A 24,606-nucleotide genomic window follows, 5' to 3' on the forward strand; every position below is an offset into this window, starting at 1 on the left:
AGTTTTTTTGCCTCGGCTGCCGCCATCAGCCGGGTGGGGGCGCGTCCGGTGTTTGTGGATGTGGATCCGTGCACCTTTAACCTGGATCCGCAGCTGCTGGAAAGGAGCATCTCCTGCCGCACCAAGGCGGTGGTGGTGGTGCATTTGTTTGGGCAGGCGGCCAACATGACCCAGATTCTGGCTATTGCCCGGCGGCACGGCTTGGCGGTGGTGGAAGATTGTGCCCAGGCGGTGGGGGCCTGTTGGGGGGGCAGGCCGGTGGGCACTTGGGGGGAGGTGGGCTGCTTCAGCTTTTTTCCCAGCAAGAATCTGGGTGCGGCTGGGGATGGGGGGGCGGTGGTGACGCGGGATCCCCAACTGGCCAGGCGGGTGCGGGCTCTCAGGGAGCATGGGCAGACCCGTCCGTACCACCACGAGCATTTGGGTCTCAACAGTCGTTTGGATGCGCTGCAGGCGGTGATTCTCTCGGTGAAGTTGCCTTATCTGCGGGAGTGGAACTGGCGGCGGCAGGGGATTGCGGAGTGTTACCACCGCTTGCTGCAAGGGATCCCGGGCTTGATGTTGCCCCAGGTGGGGGTGGGGGGGAACTCGGTGTGGCACCAGTACACGGTGCGGGTGGTGGGTTCTGAGGCGACGGATGGGCGGCGGCGGGACTATTTGCAGCAGGGTCTGAAGGAGCGGGGCATTGGCAGTCGGGTTTACTATCCTCTGCCGTTGCCGCTGCAGCCGGTGTACCGAGGGCTGGGCTACAGGCGGGGGGATCTGCCCAATGCCGAGCTATGTGCGGCTCAGGTGTTGTCTTTGCCGTGTTTTCCTGAGTTGACCACCTGTCAACAAGAGCGGGTGGCTGCGGCCATTGCTGAAATCCTCTCAGAAAAAACCTGCCCGTAGCACTGGTTATGGTGATTTCAAATTACACTGAAGCAGCTTGTAGATTCCAGACCTCTTTCTCCTTTGGAGAGGGGCCGGGGATGAAGGAGTGATGAGGGGACTGCGGTGTTGTGGAAACGAAGCCGAAAACTAGTTCTTCCACTACTTCAACAGACGGGAAACCTGGGGATCTTCTCCTCAGAGCAGGAATCAAGGCGCCAGGTTCGTTTTCTGCGCCGCTTCCGCTTCACCCGTATTGGGGGGCGGTTTGTCGGGATCGCCCTGTTGGTAAGTATTGCTGCTTTCAACACCGGCAACAATCCCCTGTACTTGTTGCTGGGGATGCTGCTCAGCCTTATTCTCATCAGTGGTACCCTCTCTGATCTCACCCTCAAAGATCTGGAGGTCAGCCGGCAGTTGCCTAGCCGCATTTTCGCCGGCCAGCCTGTCTTGGTGGGTCTCACGCTGGTCAATCGCAAACGGCGCCTGCCCAGCTTCTCGTTGCAGGTGAGCGAACGCATTGAGGGGCTGAGGCGGGAAGATTGGCCTTCCAGCTATGTTTTGCGGGTGGATCCCGGTGCCAAGGTGGACACTTTTTACCAGCATACTTTTTCAAGGCGGGGAGCCTGGCAGTTGCAGGGTTTTGAAGTTGCCACCAGCTTCCCATTTGAACTCTTCCGCAAGGCGGTAGAGATTAGGGATCCCCAAACGGTGATCGTGTTTCCGCGGCTCGCCCCGGTTCAAGGATTGGCGCTGTGGGATCAGCTCAGCAGCGGCAACCAATTGCGCCCCCAGCCTGGTCGAGAGGGAGACTACCTGAGCTTACGGCCCTACCGACCCCACGACGATGTGCGTTCTGTCCACTGGAAGATCTCGGCCAAACGGGATCAACTGATCGTGCGGGAGTTGGAGCGTCCACGAGCCCAGGCCATCACCCTCTGTTTTGAAAACCGCTGGCAGCCCCAGAAAGAGAGGCCCGAGATCCATCGAGACAAGTTGGAGCGAGCTGTAGAGCGCTGTGCCGGGATCCTCTTCTACTTGATGCGAGAAGGTTACCCGGTAGCACTCGTTACGTTACAAGAGCGGACTCCTTTTGGGTCAGACCTGGCCCATCAAGATCACCTGCTGACCGTGTTGGCACGACTTACTTTTGTCGGGGATCCCCAGCTCAGCCCTCCACTGGAAAGAGAACCTGATCCCTCTGTCAAGTTTGACCTCACCCCTCAAGATCGCTGTGTGCTGCTGGCCCATCCCGACCAGGATGGAAAATCCGTCCCAGCCCATCTCATCCATACGGGATCGCTGTTGCAATTTATCCCAATTGAGTGAGCTTCAGACCCATTTTGACGGCGGGATCCATCGGGGATTGTTTGGAAAGCTGGGGGCGCAGATCCTTGCAAAGCTTTAGGTTAAACTGCTGAAGAAGTGGTGGTTCACTGCTCCAACTTTTGTCGCAATTCTGGAATGGCCCGCCGCATTTGTCGATAGCCCTCCTGAATAATCGGATCTGCTTGATGAAAATCGAAGATCCCATACTGGCTCAGCTTGGGTTGTAAGAGCAAATCCGGCGGATGTTCGGCTAAAACACTGCGGGTAACGATTTGCTCCATCACGTTCAACGTCTTGCCAATAACGTCGAAAATATTGGGACCAGAGGGCTCATCTGGAAACCATTGGCTAATTTTTTCTTGGATCCCTTGTTGTAGGGATTGATAGCGTTTGCGAATGCGGGTGATGAAGTTGGTTTCTTCTTCGATCACTTCTCCTTCAGCATTCAAGCGCTGTCGCCGTTGAAGGGTTTCTTCCACCTCTGTTTCTTCCAGTTGCGACTCCACATCCGCGGGATCCACATGGTTGAGATTGACCGCGATGACAACATCAGCCCCCATCTCCCGCACCACTCGCACCGGCACCGGATTGACAATGCCTCCATCTCCGAGATAGCGCCCTTCGTGGTGAAAGGGAGTGAAAATTCCTGGGATAGAGATGCTGGCCCGCACGGCATCTGCCATTTTACCCGAACGCAACAGCACCTCCTGGCCTGTGATCAAGTCGGTAGCCACACAACAAAAGGGGATCCCGGCCTCTTCAATACACAGCTCTTGCAAATGTTCTGTCAGCAGCTCATAAATTTTGTTGCCATCCAAAAGGCCACAGGTGGGAAAGACCACATCAAACAAAGACAGGATCATCTTCCAGTTGAGATCTCGCACAAAGTCTTCCAGCTCATCCAGTTCTCCCGCTGCATAAATGGCTCCCACAAAAGCGCCAATGCTCGTCCCAGCAATGTAGTCAACGGAGATCCCAGCCCGCTCTAGAGCTCGAATCACACCAATATGAGCCCATCCCCTCGCTCCGCCGCTGCCCAGTGCTAATCCCAGTTTTTTGCCCATGATTGCTCCCTCAAAAAGAGACCCAAAAGACCTCAAGAATCCTAAACCTTGCTCCCTCTAACAATTAGGTACCTGCCCTTTCTCGCAGATCGGAAGGCAGATAACTGCGTTCCCCCAAGATTTCCAGAAGGGGGCCATAGCGGTCGAACTTGACAACGCTGAGGGAAGCCGCCAAAACCTCAATGCGATCCCGGTAGCGACCCAGGTCGATGCCCAGCAGGCTGCAGAGAATAACCCGAATGGTGGCCTTGTGGGAGACGATCAAGACGTGGCCGCCTGTCCATTTTTCCTGGATCTCGGCCACAACCGGCATGGCCCGATTGGCAATTTGCACGGCGGTTTCGCCCCCCGGAGGGGCGTTCCAGGCCGGCTCGGTCATCCAGCGCCAATAGGCTTCTGGGTAGGCTTCTTGCGCCTCAGCGTGGGTTTTGCCCTCCCACTCGCCGTAGTGAATTTCTCTTAGGCCCTCTCGAATCTGCATCTCCAAGCCAACTTTCTCGGCCAGGGGGCTTAGGGTAGCCAAGGCGCGCCGCATTGGGCTGACGTAGAGAGCTTGCCAAGGGATCCCAGCATAGGCTGCGGCAAAGGCTTCTGCCATTTGTTTGCCTTCGGGGGTGAGGTCGGGATCGAGAGCGCCGCAAAAGCTGCCGGAACGGCTGTAGGGGGTTTCTCCGTGTCTAAGGAGGTAAAGTCTCAGGCTCATGGGAAATATGCTTATGGGAGCGAACTTTGCCACTCTAGCTGCCCAACTTTAAGCTCTCCTTATCCCCCCTCGGGGCGGTGGTTGGTGGTGGGGATGTAGATGCGGCTGCCCGCCCACTGCAATTTTTCCCGCAGAGTGCGAAAGTAGGAGAGATCTTTTTCCAGGATCATCAGCTTGGCTGGTGTAGGCGCTTGCTGAATGTGAACCCACTGGCCGGGATTCACCGACTGAGCCAACACGCCATCTGTCCACAGGCGGGTCAACCCTTCGGGATCGGCAAGAGGCCAAATGTCCACCCTGGCTGTGCCGCTGATGACAATAGGACGGCTAGACAAACTCAGGGGACAAATAGGGGTGATGATGATGGCGTCGAGGGTGGGCTCGAGGATGGGGCCATTGGCTGCCAGAGTGTAAGAGGTGGATCCCGTCGGTGTGGCCACCAGCACGCCATCCCCGTGGTACTGATCCAAAATCTCTCCGTTGACCTCGATCTCCATGATCGCGGCGGGCAGCCGCTCTCGGTTGATCGGCTTCAGGCAGATCTCATTGAGGGCATAGTAGACTTCGCTGGCCGGACGGCCTTGCGACTTTCCCTCTCCACGGGCGGCCAAGGGATCCCCTTGCCCCAACTGCGGCTGTTCCCAAATCTGGGCTTGCAACATCATGCGGGCTTGCAAGAAAAAATCCCCTGCCTGAATGCGATCCCAGGGATCCTGTTGCAGCACCCGCTCTGACTGGGCCAAAAACCCCAGCCTACCCCCCGCTTTGATCGGCAAAATCGGGATCCCATGGGGAGCCAGGTATCGTGCCGCCGCCAACACCGAGCCATCTCCCCCCAGCACCACCGCCAGATCGATGGGATCCGAGGTGGCCTCCAAAAAGACTGGGTAGGGGTTGTGGTGCAAGCCGGTGGGAGCTGTCAACACCGTAACACCGCGCCGGCGCAACTGCTCCGCACACCTCTGGCAGGCGGCTTTGCTCTCCCGATCCCCCTCTTTGTAGGCAATCACCACCAAGCCCAAGTCCATGGTCAACCTCATCAAGGGATCCCTGTCGATTGTCCCCTTCTTCAGACTGGGGATTGCTCAGGATAATCCAGACTATCCCCCCCAAAGTTAACCAGAAAATGTTCTCTTGGACGGTGAAACCGATCACCGCAGCTCTCCCTTGAGCGTCACTGCCCCCGCCAGAGCTTTCTTCTACAACTTTTAAGTAACAGTTAAGTAAATCTGAGAAGTCACCTTGAAGAATCAACTGAAAACCCCGCCATTTCCAACAGATGGCCCCAATCCGGATCCCTGAGTTCAGCCACCGGCGTAGGCTGGTGCAGACCTCAGCAATTCGGTTTATGGTATGGACATTTCCCCTGTAATTCCTCTTCTCCAAGCTGCAAACCCATGACCGCAGATCTCACCAACCGCATTTTGGGCAACCGCTACCAGCTGATTCAAGAAATTGGTAGCGGTGGTATGGGATCCGTCTTCCGCGCCTTAGACTTACACAACAACGGCCAAGAGGTAGCTGTCAAGATCTTATATGCCCCCATGCTGCTGAGCCGGGGCGACTTCCAGACAGACTTGCGCCGTCGCTTTGCCGAAGAGATCCGCGTCAGCACCCTCTTGGGCCAGCATCCTCGCATCGTCAAGGTTTTGGATCACGGCCAAGAGGGGGAGCAGGCCTACTTGGTGATGGAGTACCTCAAGGGGCAGGATCTGGGCAAGCTGATCCGAGAAAAAGGGGCTTTGCCGGTTCGACAAGCCGTTCGACTAGCCTTGCAGGCCTGTGAGGGGCTGCACTTTGCCCACACGTTTCAGGCCAAGGTAGAGGGTCGCGAGATTCGAGGCGTTATCCATCGCGACATCAAACCCAGCAACCTCTTCATCGAGCAAGTTTTTCAAAATGGCAAGCTTATCCCCCAACTGAAAATCCTCGACTTTGGCGTGGCCAAAACCCTGGCGGATCACACCCTCAGCCTGGGCACCCAAAAAGGGGGAGGATTTATCGGCACAGCTCGCTACGCCTCTCCCGAACAGATACGGGGCAAAGCCTTGGATGCCCGCTCGGATATCTACTCCTTTGGGGTAGTGCTCTACGAGATGCTGACGGGATCCATGCCCTTTCAGCTGGAAACCGACTCCCTGCACAGCTGGATCCACGCCCATTGCTACGAAAGCCCAATCGAGATCAACCCGAAGGCAGCCCCCCAGCCGATCCCACCCCCTTTAGCAGCCGTGGTGATGGATTGCCTGAAAAAAAACCCAGACGAACGACCGCAAACGATGCGGGAGCTGGGGGAACGACTGCTGCAAGCCTATGACCTGACGGCAACCACCCAACTCTCTAGTGGCCAAGCCAGCACTGTGATCCTGCCCACCGGCAGTGCCAAGCCTCAACAGGATGCTCCACCCTCTTCTAAGTCCAAGCCACCGATCCAAGCCACCCGCAATACAGGATCGGCTTCTGGAGCCTTTGAAGATATCCGCGATGAGGATCTGGATCTCATCGAAGATGAGCCGGTCTCTCCCCCCTCCCCAGGTGCAGGGATCCCCTATTACATCACCGAGCGGGAACCCTCCTCAGCAGAAGCTTCGCCGGAAACACCGGATCCCTCCCCCCAAAGTGAGGATGAAACTCCCAAAACGCCCTCCACAGTGATCCCAGCCAGCAACGCTCTCCCGACCGTTCAGGATCCCCCCGTCGCTCGCCCTGCCACGCCGGCACGAACCGATACTCCCCGCACTCGCCCTCTGCGGCAAGCTGCCCCCCAAACGGTTCTGCAACCTTCCGACAGCAACCTGAAGTGGGTTTTGGCCGGGGGATCCCTGGGCGTTATGGCTTTGCTGGCCGCCTTTTTGCTGTGGCCACGCCCAACGATCCGCGATAGCCGGGAAGAACCGGATCCGATCCCTACCGCTGAAGTAACCCCAACACCTACACTCGAACCTGCTCCCACTCCAACGCCGACACCCACCCCGACTCCAGCACCAACACCCACTCCGGTGCCAACGCCCACCCCGACGCCGACGCCGACGCCCACTCCGACACCGACGCCCACCCCGACGCCGACGCCGACGCCCACTCCGACACCGACACCCACCCCGACTCCAGCGCCAACACCCACTCCGAGACCGACGCCCACCCCGACTCCAGCGCCAACACCCACTCCGACACCGACGCTTACCCCTATCCCTCGATTCACCCCGCTTGTCCCTCGTACTCCTACCCCCACCCCGACTCCATCCCCCACTCCCACTGCCACACCTGCCCCAGCAACGCCAACACCTGCGGCAGAGCTTGCCCTAAGCGGCGAGTGGCTTTATGAAGGAGGAGCCTTTATCTGGCAGGGATCCCTGTGCAAGGTCAATGTTGCGGCTGGCGTCCAGGAAACCGTCTCCATTCGTCAGGAGGGCAACCAGATCAGCGTTTCCTCTCTCAGCTTTTCCGAACGCAGTGGCCAGCTCATCGGCAACCAACTTTCTGTCAGCGGTAAGGCAGCGGGTAGTGGCACCCCAACCATCACTTGGAGCGGCACTGTCAGCGCTGACGGGCGCTCGATTCGAGGAACGGCTACCTGTGGTAGCGCCAGCTTCGCCATTAGGCTCACACGGCAGAGCTAAATACTTACGCCTCCTCCCCGATCACCGCCACCGCCGTTTTCTCTATCCTCCGGTTTCTGTTGCCGTTGAGGCGGTGGAGGAGGAGCAGCAAAGCTTTCGCTCACAACTTCGATGGTGTAAGGGCCTCGCCCAGGGCTGCCCGGCCCAGCGGCTGGAGAGGCATTTTGCGCCCAGTAGCTTTCCACCCGGAGCAAGTAGCAGCGGTTTTGCCGCACGGGGATGGTTAGCTGAGAGGTGGTAAAGTTGCCAGGGGCAGCATCATCATTTACAAAAACGTCAGGATCCAATCTCCGGTTGCTGTCATAGCTGCCGATGACCAATAGCGGGTCGAAAACCGGGCTGGTCAGCCGGATTGTAACCCCGGTAACGTTGGCTGCAGAGGGAAAGTAAAGAAACGCATCTGAATAGAAGGTAAACGTGCCGGGAGGGGGTGGGAATTCCCGGGCATTTTGAATATTGCCCCTCTCATCAAAATAATACTCCAAAAGGCTATTCGGCCCCAAGGTTCCACTGCGCCTATCCCCCTGTCGGCGCAGACCAATCGATGCAAAAAGGCCTGGACTGAAGGCTTGTTCGCAGACGTTCACCAGAGGCGGTATTGTACTCCCTCCACTTCCTCCACAGCCTGCCAAAACCGCAGCTGAGGCCAAAAGGCCCAAGAAAACCCTCTGCAGGGATCCCTGCGGAGCTCTAGAAGCATTCGATGCTGGCCCTGGCATAAGCACTCCTCCGGACACCGGATGTCAATGTTCCTCTAGATTACGATGCTCTGAGCAATTCTCAGCAAAATGCAGATCACTGACAGGATTTTCCCACGTTTAGGCTTGCACCGGCCTGGGGGGGCTGTTCCGCTGTTGACCTCGAGAAGGGAGCTTCAAGGGCGTAGTGGGGCCGTTGAGCCAATTTTGTCCTCAGGAAGGGATCCAGAGCAAAACCCTTTTTCGCAGTGGGCTAACCACTACTGGCGTCGGGCTTCCTGGTGAGGAAGAAATGGGCCAGGGCTGCCACACATTCTCGATCTTCGAAGAGTAGGTGGCATCGCTGCCGAACCTCCTCAGCCATGTGGTAGCGAAACTCAGAATCGGATCCCAGTTTTACGGCCAAATCCTCATAGCTTTTCAGATCCGAGGCAATTAAGCTGTCCAGCTCCATTCTTTTGAGAATGGCATAGGTATGCCGCCCCCGCATCAGCTTTCCAGGGCAAGTGATCACAGGCAATCCGACCGCAACGGCCTCTAAGGTGGTGATCCCACCTGACCAGCCATAGGAATCTAACATAAGATCGGCACAGCGGTTGAGATCCAAGTAGTCTTGATAATCCAATCCGGGCAGGATCAGGCAGTGGTCTTCTACATTGAGGCCATACAAAGAAAAAGCCCGGGTGAGCCGTTCCCGAAATTGTCGGGCAATAGCAGCATTGGGTAGAGCCAAAAAAACAAATTGAGCGTTGGGCACTCGCTGAGCAATAGCGGCAAAAAGATAGTCGTATTGGGGCAGATATTTACCCAAGTATTGACAAGTTAGGTAAACCACTGCGTTTCTGCGCAGGCCGAAATCCTCTCGATAGCGCTTTTGCTGAGGCAAAACCGGCTTTTCGAAGCAAGTGCCCAAATGAGGTAAACGAATCAGGGTTTCACTATAATGTTCTTGAGCATCCTCTGGCTCCATTAAATCGCTGGAGAGGAAATAGTCAATCGTAGAAAGTCCAGAAGTTATAGGATGAGCCCAAGTGGAGCACTGTATCGGTGCCAGTCGCAGGGAAGCCAGTTGCAGAATAAGAGGTGAAAGACCAATCTCCAAATACACCAAAATATCTAGCTGATCCTGCAGGATTTGTCGGGCTGCATCCTCAAGTCGGGTGGGAATGTGTCGAAACACATCGGCATATTGACGATACCGGTCTGTCATGAAATCGGTTCTGGGATCCAAGTGATAAGCGAAAACTTGAAACTTCCGCTGGGCAGTTAACTAAATCCTGTGGAGCAGGGGAGAATCCCACACGCCTTCCGAGCTTTCCTTTCGGACATAAAGTCACCTGCCGACGAGAGAAAACAGGAGGTGGAACATAGTCGGGGGCAATTGGCCAGCTGAGAAGGACTCGAGGCTGTGGAGCTTCGCTTTCAGCTAGAAATCGCAGGAGCCCCGCGCTGTACTCATAAAGTCAGTGTTGGGAGAATGTACAACTTTATTTGCTTTGTGTTATACTAATATTGCGAACACCAGAAACAGCTGTTTAGGGCACTGGTAACAGTCGATTGGGGGTGCAGTAAACCACCCCAGAGGTCCGTGGTTGGCTTGCCAACTGCAGGGCTACTAAAAGCCTGTCCCGTACTGTGAAGCAGTCAGGGTCGGGTAGTTTACATCCAAATCATCTGTAGCTTTTATCATCCAAGGATGAATTCTTTGGCTATCTTACTTCAACAGACGCAGCAGATGCACAACGCAGCAGATGCACAAGACAGAACATTTCGCTCCCTGTTTTCAAACCCTCCGGACTGTTAAGCCAACCGTCTTACTTCTAGCTCGCCCTGTCTCATTCTAGAGCCGAGCAAACTAGAGAGACAATGACTTTAGAAACAGAAAAGGGCCCCTTTCTGGAGCCCTAGGAATTGGAGATAGACCACTAATTAAAATGATGTTGTAGCGGTCGAGTCAGTCAGGTCATACTCCTCATCGGTGCCTGTACCATAGGGATCCATCTCCAAGCCGCCGGCGTCTATACCTACACCTGAATCGTCATCAGCGAAGACATTACAAGACTTTCCAACGTAGTAGGGGCTGCCAGTGGCTATAACCTTCTCCCCCTTCCCAAGGCCAAGCTCGCAGAGAATGGGGTTCCCACCCGCGTTTACATAAGCAGGGTTCACCGCTGTATTACCCAGAACCGCAAGGATCAGGCCGCGCTGGGCAGGAGTATCGGCTAACATAGCAGGAGCGCCGTAGTTGGGGGCAGACCAGGGATCATTCTGGTACTTGTCTTTGATTGGGCCGCACCAATTGCTATTACAACCCCGAGCAATCACTGAATACGCTGTAGGGTAGTTGGTCCAGTCCAGGCGATAGGCCTCTGAGCCGCGAGCGACATCAGTCAGGGCAGCCTGCGCCTCTGCCACACGAGAGCGACGAATCTGGTTGAGAAACTGTGGAATTGCGATTGCACTCAAGACACCCACAATCACAATGACGACTAATAGCTCGATCAGGGTAAAGCCCTTAGCCCTAGAGAGCAGAAACTGCGAGATTTTCGCACGGAGCAGAGATTGACGAAGCTTTGCACTCATGATCCAGTACCTCTCCTTGCTAGATTTATGCTGGCCTTCACTTGCCAGTACTAGCCTACCCACTGTCAGCCGAGCTCATAACATCCTAAAGACAAATCTCTGCGAGCACTTCCAGAGGAGGACTGATACATTTACGCTAAACACTGCTGAGCATTACTGCTCAGCAGTGAGGCGATAGCATTCTGTCCATTTCCGTTCGCGCTAGCGGGACGGAGTTCGAACAGAAAGGCGGTATCCCGCAAAGCCCTGAGGAATACCCCAGAGCACTTCCTCTTCACTTCCCGGCAACCGTTGCGGTTGACTCAAGGATTGGAAGCTTAGTCTAGCATATCCCTCTCAGTGACTTTTGTCAAACCGCCTAAAGCTCAGTAAATTCAGCAAAGTTCAGGATTTTGAAGGTTAGAAACATGCTCGCCCTACCGGATGGTGTACGTATTGCATTGATCCAGCCTTTCTGTTCCCATCGCCTCAAAGTGTGGAGACACACCCCAAAATAATCCGCCGCTTCTCTCGGTTTTACATACCTAGCCATACCAAGCAGCCATACTGAACATACTGTACATTATTTTCAGTATAGTCCAGCGTATCATTGACTAGAGTCATGCTCGCCTGGTGGGGTTGTGCCCTAGGCAACTGCCTGCCAAGTGCGTCTCCTGCAGCGTTTGATCTCCAGGGCAGCCCAGGGCAGCATGGGGGTCAGGTTAGCCACAGAGCTGGCCTGAAAGCCAGGGAAGGCCATAACCAGCCTAGCTAAACCCGCTTAGCCCAACTCCTACAGTCGTGGCATAATCAGGCCAACCAGTCCTACTGCCTGCCTATGTCAATGTTACCCTCTAACTCCGCTGTTATAGATGAGATTGCTGCTCAGGGACGAGCTGCCCTTGCTTGCTCTGAAATAGACTTCCGAGATTGGGTTAGGGTCTATGTCGGCACTCTCTCTCCTTCAGAATGGGGGCAAGCCCTAACAAAAGTTATCTACCCCGAATCCAACATTGTCTGGGAAGAGACTTTAGAAACGCACCAAGAAGCCACACAAATGGCAATTCGTAGACTTTTATACGTGGAGCCTAGAAAAGCCTACTCCCTCTACATGGCTTTATTGAATGTTTCTTTAATCAGCCGAGAGGAGCTGATCTCACTAATGCTCGAGGTAGCCCAAGAAATTGCCTCCTTATCTGGCAAGCAGCCTGTTTACCAATCAAAGATCACTTATGACCAGTCGCTAAAAATAAGAGAACTTATTTTTGAGCTAGATCCCCTGCAAAAATCCAATAACCTACTTTTGCTCTATGACGCAATTAAACGAGAAGACGAACTAGCAATTCTTGCTTACTCTTCCGCAGTAGCTGAAAGCATAAGCTCTGGTTTAGAAATTACTGACTTATCGCAAGAAATTCTCTTTCTAGATGTTGTTCGCAACCTACTAGATGAGGGATATCTTGAGATCTTTTTTGATCTCTTAGAAGCCTTTGCTCAAAAGACTCCGCAGCCACAGCACCGCTCGATCATGGCAGCATTGTCTCTGCTATCAGAAATTTACCTTCCTGAAAGATCCGAATCTTACAAGAAGTTCTCTACACCAAAGGATTGGCTAACTGGCTGTGGGATCCAGTTAATTTCCATGCTAATGGAAGAATCGACAAGCCTAGGCTACTCAGTTGTAGCTGAAAAGCTGCTTTCGCTTGCCTCGGAAGAAGATGAAAGATCTGCCAGCTTTATCTACTTACTAGAAAATGCTATGGCGCTGTTTGCTAAAGCCGCTCTCACAGACAAAGTAAGGCTTGTGATTGACAAGTTTCTAAACCTATGGCCATTGGAAAGTCTGCAATCTATAAGGGACAAGCTTCTCAACCAAGAACCGGTAGATGATAACATTCAGAATCTTGCCCGAGCTTTCATGTTTTCTGTATGCTTTTTTATCAACTACATCAGTGATGACAGGAAAGCTATACGAAAGCTAACCAACCTCTCTGCAGATATACTTCAACTTATTCTCTTATCGTATCGAAAAGATTTATGCTTGGATAACTTAGACAGCGAACTCAACAGCGAACTCAGAAGTCTGGCCACTGAGCACAGAGGAGCGTCTTTCCGAAAGCTAAGGATAGGCTATCTGGGCATATGTTTCATGAGCCACTCAGTGGGCGTTATGTCTCATCAGGTGCTAGCTTCTCATGATCCTGAGAGAGTAGAAGTCTACTATTACTACTTGATGGGCCTGGCAACAGAAGAACTTCTCTCTATTGACCCTATTTACCAAAGCTTTATATCTCACAAAGCTCACTTCCGTCATCTTTCTAAAAACCTGAGCATAAAAGAAATTCTGGAAATAATAAGGGGTGATAATCTCGATATTCTTGTTCACCTTGACTCGTTGACAGATCGAGTTAGTAACTACGTTATGGCATACCGTTGTGCGCCTATCCAGTGCAGTTGGCTAGGGGGAGATTCTTCTGGCCTGCAATCCCTAGACTATTTCTTTGTTGATCCATACCTGCTTCCCGATGAAGCTCAAGATGATTATCGCGAGGAATTAGTTCGATTGCCTGCTTATGCAGCTGTCAATCACTTTGCTGTAGATCCTCAAGATCATCAGGTATTTTCTAGAGCCCTGAGTGTTACCTCTGAAAATGTTCTTCTCTTTACGGCTGCTCATGCATACAAGCGCAATGATCAATGTGTGGAAGCTCACCTACAAGTCTTGCTAAACTCCCCTAACTCGATACTGGTTGTGAAAGGCAAGGGAGAAGCTCCATCAATGATTGAAATGTACCGGAAAAGAGCTAGAGCGCTAGGAGTGGAGGATCGAGTTCGCTTTCTAGCTAGAACGGAGTATACGGGTCTACACCGCGGTCAGCTGGGGCTGTTTGATCTAATGCTAGATACATTTCCATACACAGGCGCCACTCACACGATGGAGGCCTTGTATATGGGTTTGCCGGTGTTGACCTTGGTTGGCAGACATTATTTTGGTCGAATGAGCTATAGCTTACTTAGGAATATAGGTCTTGATGACTGTATTACCTGGTCAGTTGAAGAATTTATTGAGCGAGGAATCCAGCTGGCTAACAATCCAGAGCGACTGGCCAAGGCCAAACAGACTATTCGAGAGTCCTACAGTAGGTCGATCATCTGGGATCCAAAACGTTTGGCTATGGCTATTGAAAAAACCTATTTTGATCTGGCTCATAAACATCAGATTATCGACCAGGTTCCTCCTCTAGACGGGGGTGAACCTAGACTCCAGGTCAGTCAGCGTATCCGCCTTCATGTCGGGGGAAAAGATCCCCATCCAGACTGGAAGATCCTAGACATCCAACCAAGAGAGTACGTGGATTACGTTGGCAACGCTATGGATCTCAGTCAATTTGAAGACAACTCCGTAGAAGCCATCTACGCCTCCCACGTTCTGGAGCACTTCGACTATGTGCGAGAATTGCCTGTTGTTCTCAAAGAGTGGCATCGAGTTTTACATTTCGGTGGCCAGTTAATGATTAGTGTTCCTGACTTACCTACTCTTTGTCACCTTTATATGGAGGAAGGAGCTTCCGCCGAGCAGCGATTTAGTATTATGCGCATGATGTTTGGTGAACAGACAGATGAGTATGACTATCACAAAGTTGGTCTCTCGTGGGAATATCTGTTCATGTTGCTGACTCAGGCAGGCTTTCGGATTATCCGCAAGGTAGATCGGTTCGGCTTATTTAATGACTGTAGTGAAATGGTTGTTTTCGGTAAACCTGTTAGTCTAAACATAATTGCGACCAAGTAAATTAAAATAAAAAAAGTTGTCTGGTTCTAGGCAATTCCTACCTCCCTAACTATCTTTTGGTATGAAATCAGTAGTTATTATCACTGCAGCCGACTCCAAGTTCTTCGATCTAGTGCAGGGAACTGTTCTTTCCATCCGAGGTAAGGAGCAGGGTAAATCTGTTGAGATAGGCTTCTTCGATTTGGGCTGTACCCCTGAGCAAGTAGACTGGCTTTCAAAACACGTCAATTACATTGTTGAGCCGGATTGGAACTATAACTTTGCTGGAGTTGAGAGTGTGCCTTCTTATCTGCGGGGATTACTAGCTCGGCCCCGGCTACGTAGGTACTTTCCAGACTATGAAGTTTATATTTGGATTGACGCAGATGCTTGGGTTCAGGATTGGTTCGGGATTGACTTGCTCATCCAGGGAAGCAAAAAGCGAGGGCTAGCTATTGTTCCGGAGATTGACCGAGGGAATAGATTACTCTATGGCCCAAAAGATTACCTAATTGATCTTAGTGAAGCTTACAGATACCACTTTCCCAGTCTGAGTGTCGAGGACTTACATACGTACCCCCTCCTTAATGCTGGTGTTTTTGCAATGTCCTATACTGCCAAGCACTGGGATCTTTGGGACTTTCGGCTTTCTCAAGCTTTAGCTAGAAGACCTTCTATCATAACCGATCAACTCGCTCTAAATGTAGCGGTCTATCTAGATGGGCTACTTAAGGAAACAGAACTTCTACCTGCCTATTGCAATTGGACTTGTCACTACGGACTGCCAAAATGGGATCCAAGGCAAAACCTACTTGTTGAGCCTTACCTACCTCACACTCCTATTTCTATCATACACCTAACCAGCCATAGTAAAAGAGAGGGAAGGCATGTACTATTGACCACTGAAGATGAGAAAATTGAAATGAGCTTAAAGTTTAGCGATGCCTCGCTGGAACACCAGAAGCAAAGCTTGACGCCTGCTTCCGCAGAGCAACTGAGTTTTACTACTTTAGGGATTTATCTAAGCCAGATTAATCTAGCTCTTTTTCCCGATTGGGATCCAAATCTTCGGGAATCAGTTACTGCAAGCTTGGAGCCTTTACTAAAGTCTATTCTGCTTAGTTCCAATCCTCAGCATTACGCTTTGATCATGTCTGCAGAGCCAGACTACGGGATGGCGGAGTCAGTTCTGGAAGCCGCAGCAGCTAACGTTACTATCGAGCTTATGGATTTGGGACACGAGTTAAGCGTTGAGCCGTCTATTTCTTTGGTTAAAACTCTTAACTCTGAGCAGTGGAAGCGACTACTGGCTCGGGTTGATTACTACTACCCCCTTACTCACGAGCGAATCCCCGCAGGGATCCAGCCTGCCCTGGATAAGCTGCCCCGCTTCGAGTTTCCTACTGGTTAGAGCCCTGAGGTGATAAAGAAAAGTTAACCGGAAGAGCGTAGCAATTGCATCAACTGCTGGGGCGTCATCTGCTCGTAGGGCTCAAAGGGCTGGTGGATCCAAGGGTTATCCGGCAAATAGTCCACATAGTAGTCGGGTTGATAGACGGAGGCGGCCTTGTACCACAGTACGCCGGTGCGGATCTCCTCGATGTAGAAGCCGTAGTGGTGCTTGAGCCAGTGGACAGAGCGCTTTAGGGTCATGCCAGAGTCTGCCAGATCGTCCACCAACAGCACGTGGCTGCCCAGGTTGGCGGTGGTCATGGCTAGATCCCGCGAGAAGGTCAGTTGCCCCCGCTGGCGGTTACCGGGCCCAGAGTAGGAAGAGGCTGAGAGAATAGCCAGGGGCAGGTCGAAAAGACGGGCCAAGGTATCGCCAATGCGCAGCCCCCCCTTGGCAATACAGACGATTTGGTTAAATTCCCACCCGCTTTCGTAGACTTTGACGGCCAACTCCTCGATTTTGCGGTGGTAGTCGGCCCAGGTAATGGAAATTTCGTGCAAGGGATCCCCCTCTACCCATCTAGAGTGCTCAGTTTAATAATGACGCTTCTCCCCTCGACTAGGGACTAGCTTTCTTTCAGAGGGATCACCTTCACCCAATGGGCATAGACGGGATCCCGATTTTCGGTAATTGCCGTCAGCTTCTGCCGCAACTGCTCGGTGATGGGGCGGGAGGGGGGCAGGACGTACTGCTCGATCTGGCGAATGGGGGTGATCTTGGCAGCAGTGCCAGTCAGGAAAGCTTCATCGGCAATCAACAGCTCCGACTTATCGACAGGCCGTTCTTGGGTAGGGATCCCCAGATCACGGGCCAGGGTGAGGACACTGTCGCGGGTGATCCCTTCCAAGATATCTTGGTCGAAGCTGGGGGTAATCAGCACGCCATTGCGCACGATGAAGATGTTCATGCCCGAGGCTTCGCTCACTTTGCCCTGGGAGTTCATCAAAATGGCCTCGTCATAGCCAGCCTGCGCCGCCTCGGTTTTGGCCAAAGAGGAAGTGATGTAGGCGCCGGTGATCTTGCCCCGCAATGGTAGGCTGCGATCCTCTTGCCGGGCCCAAGAGCTGATGCGGCAACTGACTCCCTCTGGCGAGAGGTAGTCCCCCAGTTCCAAGCCGTACACGAAAAAGTCTTTCTCAATGTTGTGCAGCCGCGGCGAGATGCCTAGGTCGGAGGTGTACACCAAGGGGCGGATGTAGAAAGACGTGGAGGGACGGTTTTTTCGGATCAGCTCGACGATCACCTGCTCAATCCGTTCAGCAGGGAGATCAAAACAGAGCAGGCGGGCGCTTTGACTCAGTCGTCGGCAATGGCGATCCAGACGGAACACCAGAACTTGATCCGGGTTTTGCGGATCAGGGATCCCGCGTAGGCCGCCGAACGCCGCTGTCCCGTAGTGCAGAGCATGGGTGGCAATGGAGATCTTCGCCTCAGCAAAGGGGACAATCTGGCCCTGAAAGTAGGCGTAGGGCAGAAAATCTGGCATGGTCGGCACCCACCGGGGTAGGAATGAGAGGTAGGAATATTATCACCGATTCGTGCAGTGCCGGGAGCTCCAACGTCGGCATGACTTCCCTGCCTGTAGTAGCAGCACGCGGGATAGGTGTAGAGGTATTTCTCCCCCGCAGCAGCGTTGTTTAGCCAGTCAGTTTCCGAGAGGGCTGGATTGGAGAAGCAAACAGTTCGTAGCTGAAGAGGGGCCGAGCAGCTACACCCTATGACGCAAAGGGGGTGAACTCCTTGCGAAGGCAGCAATGCTCCTTGTGGCAAGGCTTCTTTGGTCTCAGGGTGGTAGGGTAAGGAGGTGGTTGCTCAAGCAGCTGTAAATAAAGCCTGCAAAACTTTCGATTGCTTCCTTACTTTTGCTTCGCATTTTGTCCCCCGCTAGCCCGATGCTGTCGACGGGTGGGAGCCGGAGGGCTGCTTTTGCCCAATCTTTTGCTCCAGATATCCCCATTGAGGAAGCCATTCAGATCGCTCGATCTGCCGTGCCCAATGCCGTGATCAAAAAATGATCAAAAAAGATGAGTTGGAGCTTAAACATGGGCGCCTAGTTTGGGAAGTGAAATTTACCAACGATATTGAAGTCAAGATCGATGCCACTACCGGTGACATTGTCGATATCGACGATTAGCACTCAGGAGGTGCCCTTGCCTAGGCGGGGGTGAGCGTTGCCGGAAAAGGTTGTAGCTGTTACTGCTTGATGAATGAGAACTGCGAAAGCCGGGGATCCCTTTCCTTTTGGGCATGGGGAAAGCGTCTACACGGTAGCTGCCTGATGGCTGAAGCCGGTTCGACAGCTGGCTAGGGACAGGTGGTGGGGTCAGGCTGAGCTAGAATGCTGTCTATCCGTCTTGCTGCTCCCCCTGATGGACGACCCCCCTTTAGCCTCGGCGGCTACTTTCCCCAACACTGAGCTTTCGTGGGGAGATGCGTCGCTTAGTCTCCTTTGGGTCATCGGTCTTCTGGTCATCAACGCTTTCTTTGTCGCAGTCGAGTTTTCCTTGGTATCGGCGCGGCGCTCCCGCATGGTGCAGTTGGCGAGCGAGGGAAACCGCCAGGCGGCAATTGTGCAAAAAGCCCAAGAGCAACTGGAATATGCCCTCTCCACCACCCAGTTGGGCATTACCCTGGCCAGTGTGTTGTTGGGCTGGATCGGGGCTACGCAAGTGGCGCCGACGCTGTTTCTGGCCTTGAGGCAGTTGGCTTGGCTTCAGAACCTGGATCCGGCCCTTATTCGAGGGGTGGCAGTGGTGTTGGTGTTTTCGCTGCTCACCTATTTTCAGATTGTGGTGGGGGAGCTGATCCCCAAGACTCTGGCCATTCTCTATTCGGAGCCGATTGCGCTCAAACTGGCCTGGCTCAACCGCTTGGTAAGCCGCTTCCTCCACCTTTTTGTCGAGCTGCTCCGCTTCTCCTCCCGCTGCCTGCTGCGCATCTTGGGCGTCCGCATCCCCGAGGCCACTTCCTTTTACAGCACCATGACGGTGGAGGAGTTGCAACTGCTGATCGCCTCGTCGGTGGAGTCGGGCAACATTGAGGCGGAAGAGCGAGAGCTTTTGAGCAACATCTTCGAGTTCGGCGAGACGGTGGCCAGCGAGGTGATGATCCCGCGTACCAGCATCGACGCGGTGCCGGAAACTGCAACGGTGCAAGAGGTGCTGGCCGAGGTGGCCGAATCAGGACACTCCCGTTACCCGGTCTACGGCGAGTCTTTGGATGACATCCGCGGGCTGATCCACGTCAAGGAAGTCATTGGGGAGCTGGCCAAGGGATCCATCGACCTCCACAGCCCCATCACGCCTTTTATCCGCGAGGCCCACTTTGAGCCGGAGAACAAGCCGATTGCCGAACTGTTGCCCGAAATGAGGCAGCACCACTGGCCGATGGTGGTGGTGGTGGATGAGTTTGGCGGCACGGCGGGCCTGATCACCATTCAAGACTTGGTGGAGGAGATTGTCGGCAAGCTCTCCGATGGCCCGGATCCCAACACCAAGGAGCCGGACATTCAAGAACTCGACGAAAATACCCTGCTCATTCAGGCTCAGTTGGATGTTGAAGAGATCAACGAGCGCTGTGGCCTCAACCTGCCCCTGCACGAGGATTACCAGACGCTGGGGGGCTTTCTGATTTACCACATGCAGAAGATCCCGCGTGCTGGGGAAAAGTTCACCTACCAAGACATGGAGTTTCAGGTGGTGCGCATGGAGGGGCCACGGGTGGATCGGGTGAAGGTAGCCCGTCGTTCTGGCACTCCGGCAAACTCCCTGCCGCTGCTCCCCCCGGCGCAAACGGCAAAAACCCGTCCATAAACCTGCTGGAGAGGACTAGGCCGTTGCTTTGACCACCTTCAGGGTTTGTAGGCGCACATCCTCTGGGCCGTTGATAAAGCCGCCTGCCTCATGCACCAACAGCAGATAGTTCACCGCCTCTTGAGTCACCTCTTCTCCCGGCACCAAAATCGGGATCCCAGGTGGATAGGGGGAGATGATCTCGGCGCAGATATGGCCCACTGCTTCTTGGAAAGGCACCCGCTGAATGGGAGCAAAAAAAGCCTCCCGGGGTGATAGCCGTTGTGGTGGCAAGCAAGGACGGGGCAGTTGTGCCAGCCGCTGCATTTTTTCCATTGCCGCTCTGGATGGGCGGGATCCCTGAAAATGTTGCGACAGGGCGGCGAAACTTTCCACCAGGCGGTCAATGTCTCGCTGGGTGTTGCCGATGCTGACAATGAAGACCACGTTGTGCAGGGTGGACATCTCCGGCTGCACGTGGAAGTGATCGTTAACCCAGTCGTGAGCGTCGAAGCCGAACAACCCCAGCTCTGTCACCGTTACCGTGAGACGGGTGCGGTCGAAATCAAAAAAACCAGGGGTGGAGCCGATACGCTCTGGGCCAAAACAGCGCAAGCCGGGGATGCGGTTGAGACGGGCGCGGGCTTGATCTGCCAAAGCCAAGGCTTGGCTCAGCAGGGCTTCCCCTTCTAAGGCCATCTGCCGCCGCGCCACATCCAGCGACATCATCAGCACATAGCTGGGACTGGTCGATTGCAGCAGTTGCAGAATGTTGCGCACCCGGTTGGGGTCGATACGGGATCCCTTGAGGTGCAGCATCGAGGCCTGGGTCATGCCGGAGATCACCTTGTGGGTGGACTGCACCACCAGATCGGCTCCGGCTTCCAAGGCCGAAATGGGCAATTCCGAATGAAACCCAAAATGGGGCCCGTGGGCCTCGTCCACCAATAGCGGTAGGCCATGGGCATGGGCGATGGCTGCCAGAGATTCCAGGTCGCAGCAAACCCCGTAGTAGGTGGGGCTGACTACCAAAACGCCTTTGGCATCGGGATGCTCCGCCAAGGCCCCCTCCAAACCGGCTGGGGTAATCCCGTGGGCAATGCCCAGCTCCGGGTCAAAATCCGGCTCGATATAGGCCGGCACCGCCCCAGAGAGGATCACCCCGGCAATGGCGGATTTGTGGCAGTTGCGCGGCAAGAGGATCTTGTCTCCCGGATCGCACACCGCCATCACCAGTGTTTCCACGCCACAGGTGGAACCGTTGACCAAAAACCAACTGCGATCCGCTCCATAAGCTGCTGCCGCCAGCTCCTGGGCCTCCCGGATCACCCCATCGGGATCGTGGAGGTTGTCCACCTCTGGCAACTCGGTCAGATCCGCCCGGAAGACGTTCTCTCCCAGAAAGGCTTGCAGATCGGCAGGGATCCCACGTCCCTGTTTGTGGCCTGGCGTGTGAAAAGGAGCCTTATCCAAGCTGCAATAGTGGCGGATGGCCTCAAATAGAGGTGCTCGCTCCTGGGCTTTGCGATCCAGCGAGCGCAAGCAACGAGAGGTTTTGGACAGATTGGACAGAACCACAGACCACTCCTCAACACACCAGGTGGGCATTTTGTGATTATCCATCCCAATGGAGGCTAAGTCCACCGCTGGCGCTTTTCCTGCTAGCCTGGGTTTTCAGGTGGCCTTTCTTCCTCTCCTGTATGTTTGAAAAACTGCCCTTCCCCCTGAGCACTCTCGTGTTGCTGGCCGGCGTTGCCGCCACGGCTTGGGGCTTTGCCCACTACAACGATCCCACCCTCAATCTCATCGGCCTGTTTGCCGGGATCCCCTTGCTGTTGGGAGGGGTGACCATGAAGGTAGTGGAACTCAAGCCGGTACCTGCCCTGGCCGCCCCTTCTCTCGAGGTGATCCAAGCCCGCGCCCAGCAGGCCACGGAAATTCAAAAGCAAGTCCGCGCCGATATCACCAAATATAGCTACGGGGCTAATGCCCACCTGGAAGATGCCCTGGAGTTTCTGGGTCTGCGCGGCCCTCTGGAAGCAGATCTGCCCAAGGTGAGAGGGTACAGAGAAGAGCTGCGAGATGGCCGGTATACCTTGGTGCTTCTGTTCGATTCCCCCAAGGTTCCCTTCCAACAATGGCAGGAAAGCTACCAGAAAAAAATGCAAGGCTTCTTTGGCCGAGATGTGGAGGTGCAACTGGGGCAGCCCCAAGAAAATCAGGTGGAATTGGCGCTTGTTGCCCGAGGTGGATCCCAGGCCACTTGAAGAAGCCATTAGCTGCTGAATGCAACTCAACGGATCCCGAAGCTAATGCAGCCAGTAACTCAGGACTGTCGAGAGTTAACTCATGAGGGGTGTGGGGAGCTATGGGTCCTGCGCTGTGCCTATAGTATCAGTGTTGGGAGGATGTCACGAAACTTGGCAGTTCGGCATAACCCTATTTTACGGATTGGGAATTTTACGGATTGGGAGGAAGACCAAAAGCAACATTATCATCCATAATGTAGGGCGTTAGCATGAAGACCACCTCATTGCGCTCGTTATTCACACTCTGAGAGCGGAACAAAGCACCCAAAAGAGGCAAGTCGCCTAGGAAAGGCACTTTTTGAACGTCAACGATGTCTCTGTCTTGGATTAAGCCGGCAATGATAAAAGTTTGCCCATCTCTTAACCTGAGCTGAGATGCTTCCAGCCGCCTTCTGTCGATGTTAAAAAGTGGAATGCCTGCAAAGTCTCCGCCTTCCAATCTTTGAAGGGGTACAGGAATGGAGATTTCCGGCTGAATGGTCAGGGTAACAAACCCATTGTCATCTATCCTAACTTCTGAGACGTTAAGGATAACCCCGGCATCCTCCCGCTGCAAACGCTGAGTAACGACTGGGGGCTGGTTTTCTCCCTGGGGTATGGTGATGGTTTCAACGTTAACGGGCACACTGGTTGCAATGCTAATTCGACTGGATCCGCCATCTGCCACCACAACTTTGGGGTCAGTTAGAATTTTTCCAGTTCCATTTTGTATTGCAGACTGCACTCTTAGAGCCAAAGACTGCTGCAGCCGGTTGAGAGTGTTAAATATTCCCGTGATGGATCCTGATGGGCCTGCAGGGCCGATAGAGCTTACCGAGGATCCCGCAGGTTGATTGAGCGGTCGTCCACCAAAGTTGGCGTCCCCTAAAGTTCCGACAGCAAAGTTGCCAGAAGCTCCCCCTAGGTTGATCGAAAGGCTCTCGTTGTTATTTAGCCGAATATCAACTGCCCTCAGCGAAATTAAAACCTGTCGCCGACGCACATCCAATTGGGCAATCTGAGCAGCCGCGATGTCCTGCTGCCGCGAGTTGCCGATCACCGTAATGGAGTTGGTGCGCTCGTCCACAACGAATTGGGCACCGGGAGCAACGGCGTCCAAAACTCCTTCCAGCCGACTGGCCAAATCGGTGGCGACTGCCTGATTCACGCGGTAATTGCGCACCAGGATCCCAGTCACCCCTGGCAGGTTTTGTCCAACAAATACGGTTTGGCCCCTTCGCTGGGCCTGCAACTGTTTTAGCCGCAAGATAAAGTTGAATGTCTCCTGTAAGGGCGAGTCTTGCACATCCAGAGAGATGGTTAGATCGGGTGGGACGTCGTTGAGCACCACATTCAACCCTGCTCGCCGCACCAACAAGCTCAGCACATCGCCCACAGGAGCATCTTTCAAGGTCAAGCTAATCCTGGCATTGGATCCGAGATCCACTGTAGGTGGATCAGGCAGGATTGTGCCAACGGCAATATCTCCGGCAGGAGGAGCCACAGCTCTCCCCTGAAAAGGAGATTCGGTGGGCAAACTTCCCGGCGGCAATTGAGGTTGGTTGAGCTGGCCCACAGAAGGCACCTGAGAAATCACGGGTGCAGCAGGAACAGCAGGTGCAGGAGGAGCCGCTTGAGTTGTCTGCGAAGGGGCAGGGTTTTGAGCGACCGGTTGGGAGGCAGGGGCAGGAGCTGCGGGCTGAGGAACAGGAGCCACGGGCTGAGGTCGGTTTAGTGACGCCGGTTGGCCGGGCGCTACTGGGTTGGACGAGGGTTGAGGGGGAACCGCCGCTAGGGGAGCCAGTGGGGCAGAGGGTAGGCCCTCAAAGTCGAAGACCAACTGCGTCGGGCTGCGCCGAGCCAGCAAGCCTTGGGGAGCTGCGGCCACACCGGCTATTTCTATCCGCACGCTGTCGTTGCTCAACTGCCAGGCCTCAATGAAGCGCACCCCCGGCAGGGGAGACTCTTGGCGATAGCGGCCCTGGCTTCCGCTCAATTGAGCATTGGTGATGTCCCCGATCCAAGATTGTCCCTGCTGGGTAAAGAACACCTGTGGGCGAGCGCCCCCTTCGGTGTTGATCTCCAACTGCATGCGGTTGCCGTTGGGCACCAGGCGGATATCTGTGATGCGGCTGAGGCGTTGCGGGTTTGCGGAGGTCAACTGTTGAGCGGCTGCCTCATTGACCCGGCTTTCTAAGGCCAATGGGGGCAGGGACAGGATCAAGCCCAACGCACACCCATAAGCAACTCGACGGTTCATCATCCTCACACCTCACTCCTTCACCCAGTCGTATTCTTGCTTCACCTCGCCACGGGTGCCTTTGGCCTCGTTCACCCCGTGCTTCCCTGATCAAAGCCGAAATCTCGGACTTTGCCACTACCTGTAGCCGTTTCGGAAGAAATTTTTCCCAGATCTTCGATTCGGCAACACTATCCGTGCTGAACCGGCGGTTGTTCCC

The 24,606-nt window shown here is 54.2% G+C and carries 18 protein-coding genes and 1 pseudogene; 8 read left to right on the forward strand and 11 right to left on the reverse strand.

Going from position 1 to position 24,606, the window contains the following annotated elements; genetic code table 11:
- Together ACVWXZ_RS10250 and ACVWXZ_RS10255 are read left to right on the forward strand one after the other, a co-directional pair.
- Positions 1 to 891 (forward strand): DegT/DnrJ/EryC1/StrS family aminotransferase (locus tag ACVWXZ_RS10250; RefSeq protein WP_457482484.1); only part of this gene is annotated, 891 nt, incomplete at its 5' end.
- A gap of 264 nt (positions 892 to 1,155) precedes the next feature.
- Positions 1,156 to 2,199, forward strand: coding sequence for a DUF58 domain-containing protein (locus ACVWXZ_RS10255; protein WP_457482485.1), 1,044 nt, complete (start codon positions 1,156 to 1,158; stop codon positions 2,197 to 2,199).
- Between the two features lie 104 nt (positions 2,200 to 2,303).
- On the opposite strand, the gene ACVWXZ_RS10260 is transcribed toward ACVWXZ_RS10255, so the two are convergent.
- The 3 genes from ACVWXZ_RS10260 to ACVWXZ_RS10270 form a co-directional block, all read right to left on the reverse strand.
- Positions 2,304 to 3,263, reverse strand: a complete 960-nt coding sequence (locus ACVWXZ_RS10260) for a patatin-like phospholipase family protein (RefSeq protein WP_457406911.1) — start codon at positions 3,261 to 3,263, stop codon at positions 2,304 to 2,306.
- A gap of 64 nt (positions 3,264 to 3,327) precedes the next feature.
- Positions 3,328 to 3,966: a histidine phosphatase family protein gene (locus ACVWXZ_RS10265; protein ID WP_457482486.1), complete on the reverse strand. Its 639-nt coding sequence runs from the start codon at positions 3,964 to 3,966 to the stop codon at positions 3,328 to 3,330.
- A gap of 59 nt (positions 3,967 to 4,025) precedes the next feature.
- Positions 4,026 to 4,994 (reverse strand): NAD(+) kinase, encoded by a 969-nt coding sequence (locus ACVWXZ_RS10270; RefSeq protein ID WP_414415615.1) that lies wholly within the window; start codon positions 4,992 to 4,994, stop codon positions 4,026 to 4,028.
- 369 nt (positions 4,995 to 5,363) lie between these two features.
- On the opposite strand from ACVWXZ_RS10270, the gene ACVWXZ_RS10275 reads away from it, so the two are divergent.
- On the forward strand, positions 5,364 to 7,583 hold the full coding sequence (locus tag ACVWXZ_RS10275) for a serine/threonine protein kinase (RefSeq protein WP_457482487.1): 2,220 nt from the start codon (positions 5,364 to 5,366) through the stop codon (positions 7,581 to 7,583).
- Here ACVWXZ_RS10275 and ACVWXZ_RS10280 read toward each other — a convergent pair.
- The 4 genes and pseudogenes from ACVWXZ_RS10280 to ACVWXZ_RS10295 all read right to left on the reverse strand — a co-directional run.
- On the reverse strand, positions 7,580 to 8,068 hold the full coding sequence (locus ACVWXZ_RS10280; protein WP_457482488.1) for a hypothetical protein: 489 nt from the start codon (positions 8,066 to 8,068) through the stop codon (positions 7,580 to 7,582). The two genes, ACVWXZ_RS10275 and ACVWXZ_RS10280, sit on opposite strands and share 4 nt — an antisense overlap.
- A gap of 466 nt (positions 8,069 to 8,534) precedes the next feature.
- A complete protein-coding gene (locus ACVWXZ_RS10285; protein WP_457482489.1) occupies positions 8,535 to 9,491 on the reverse strand; it encodes an O-linked N-acetylglucosamine transferase, SPINDLY family protein in 957 nt (318 codons plus the stop codon).
- Positions 9,492 to 10,210: 719 nt separating this feature from the next.
- Complete coding sequence (locus ACVWXZ_RS10290; protein WP_457482490.1) at positions 10,211 to 10,864, reverse strand: type IV pilin protein; 654 nt, start codon at positions 10,862 to 10,864, stop codon at positions 10,211 to 10,213.
- Positions 10,865 to 11,267: 403 nt separating this feature from the next.
- Positions 11,268 to 11,396: pseudogene (locus ACVWXZ_RS10295) on the reverse strand (MerR family DNA-binding transcriptional regulator); the annotation flags it as partial.
- Between the two features lie 285 nt (positions 11,397 to 11,681).
- Here ACVWXZ_RS10295 and ACVWXZ_RS10300 point away from each other — a divergent pair.
- Together ACVWXZ_RS10300 and ACVWXZ_RS10305 are read left to right on the forward strand one after the other, a co-directional pair.
- Positions 11,682 to 14,636: an O-linked N-acetylglucosamine transferase family protein gene (locus tag ACVWXZ_RS10300; protein ID WP_457482491.1), complete on the forward strand. Its 2,955-nt coding sequence runs from the start codon at positions 11,682 to 11,684 to the stop codon at positions 14,634 to 14,636.
- 61 nt (positions 14,637 to 14,697) lie between these two features.
- Positions 14,698 to 16,026 carry a hypothetical protein gene (locus tag ACVWXZ_RS10305; protein ID WP_457482492.1) on the forward strand — a complete coding sequence of 443 codons (1,329 nt, stop codon included), beginning with the start codon at positions 14,698 to 14,700 and terminating at the stop codon, positions 16,024 to 16,026.
- 23 nt (positions 16,027 to 16,049) lie between these two features.
- Here ACVWXZ_RS10305 and ACVWXZ_RS10310 read toward each other — a convergent pair whose 3' ends face one another.
- The gene (locus ACVWXZ_RS10310; protein WP_414329088.1) at positions 16,050 to 16,568 is read right to left on the reverse strand and encodes a phosphoribosyltransferase; all 519 of its coding nucleotides are present in this window, start codon (positions 16,566 to 16,568) and stop codon (positions 16,050 to 16,052) included.
- A gap of 65 nt (positions 16,569 to 16,633) precedes the next feature.
- The gene (locus ACVWXZ_RS10315) at positions 16,634 to 17,554 is read right to left on the reverse strand and encodes a branched-chain amino acid transaminase (protein ID WP_011432133.1); all 921 of its coding nucleotides are present in this window, start codon (positions 17,552 to 17,554) and stop codon (positions 16,634 to 16,636) included.
- Positions 17,555 to 18,079: 525 nt separating this feature from the next.
- Between ACVWXZ_RS10315 and ACVWXZ_RS10320 the strand changes: the two genes are divergently transcribed.
- Both ACVWXZ_RS10320 and ACVWXZ_RS10325 read left to right on the forward strand, forming a co-directional pair.
- A complete protein-coding gene (locus ACVWXZ_RS10320; RefSeq protein ID WP_414329089.1) occupies positions 18,080 to 18,202 on the forward strand; it encodes a PepSY domain-containing protein in 123 nt (40 codons plus the stop codon).
- Positions 18,203 to 18,437: 235 nt separating this feature from the next.
- Positions 18,438 to 19,880 carry a hemolysin family protein gene (locus tag ACVWXZ_RS10325; protein ID WP_457482493.1) on the forward strand — a complete coding sequence of 481 codons (1,443 nt, stop codon included), beginning with the start codon at positions 18,438 to 18,440 and terminating at the stop codon, positions 19,878 to 19,880.
- A gap of 15 nt (positions 19,881 to 19,895) precedes the next feature.
- Here the strand turns inward: ACVWXZ_RS10325 and ACVWXZ_RS10330 are convergent, their stop codons facing one another.
- A complete protein-coding gene (locus ACVWXZ_RS10330) occupies positions 19,896 to 21,437 on the reverse strand; it encodes an aminotransferase class I/II-fold pyridoxal phosphate-dependent enzyme (RefSeq protein WP_457482494.1) in 1,542 nt (513 codons plus the stop codon).
- Positions 21,438 to 21,559: 122 nt separating this feature from the next.
- Here ACVWXZ_RS10330 and ACVWXZ_RS10335 point away from each other — a divergent pair, with 122 nt between their 5' ends.
- Complete coding sequence (locus ACVWXZ_RS10335; RefSeq protein WP_011432137.1) at positions 21,560 to 22,126, forward strand: DUF2854 domain-containing protein; 567 nt, start codon at positions 21,560 to 21,562, stop codon at positions 22,124 to 22,126.
- Positions 22,127 to 22,319: 193 nt separating this feature from the next.
- Here ACVWXZ_RS10335 and ACVWXZ_RS10340 read toward each other — a convergent pair whose 3' ends face one another.
- Entirely contained in the window at positions 22,320 to 24,410 is a 2,091-nt protein-coding gene (locus tag ACVWXZ_RS10340) for an AMIN domain-containing protein (RefSeq protein WP_457404038.1), read from the reverse strand.
- Between the last annotated feature and the right edge of the window lie 196 nt (positions 24,411 to 24,606).

This window comes from Thermostichus sp. MS-CIW-38 (assembly GCF_054058415.1).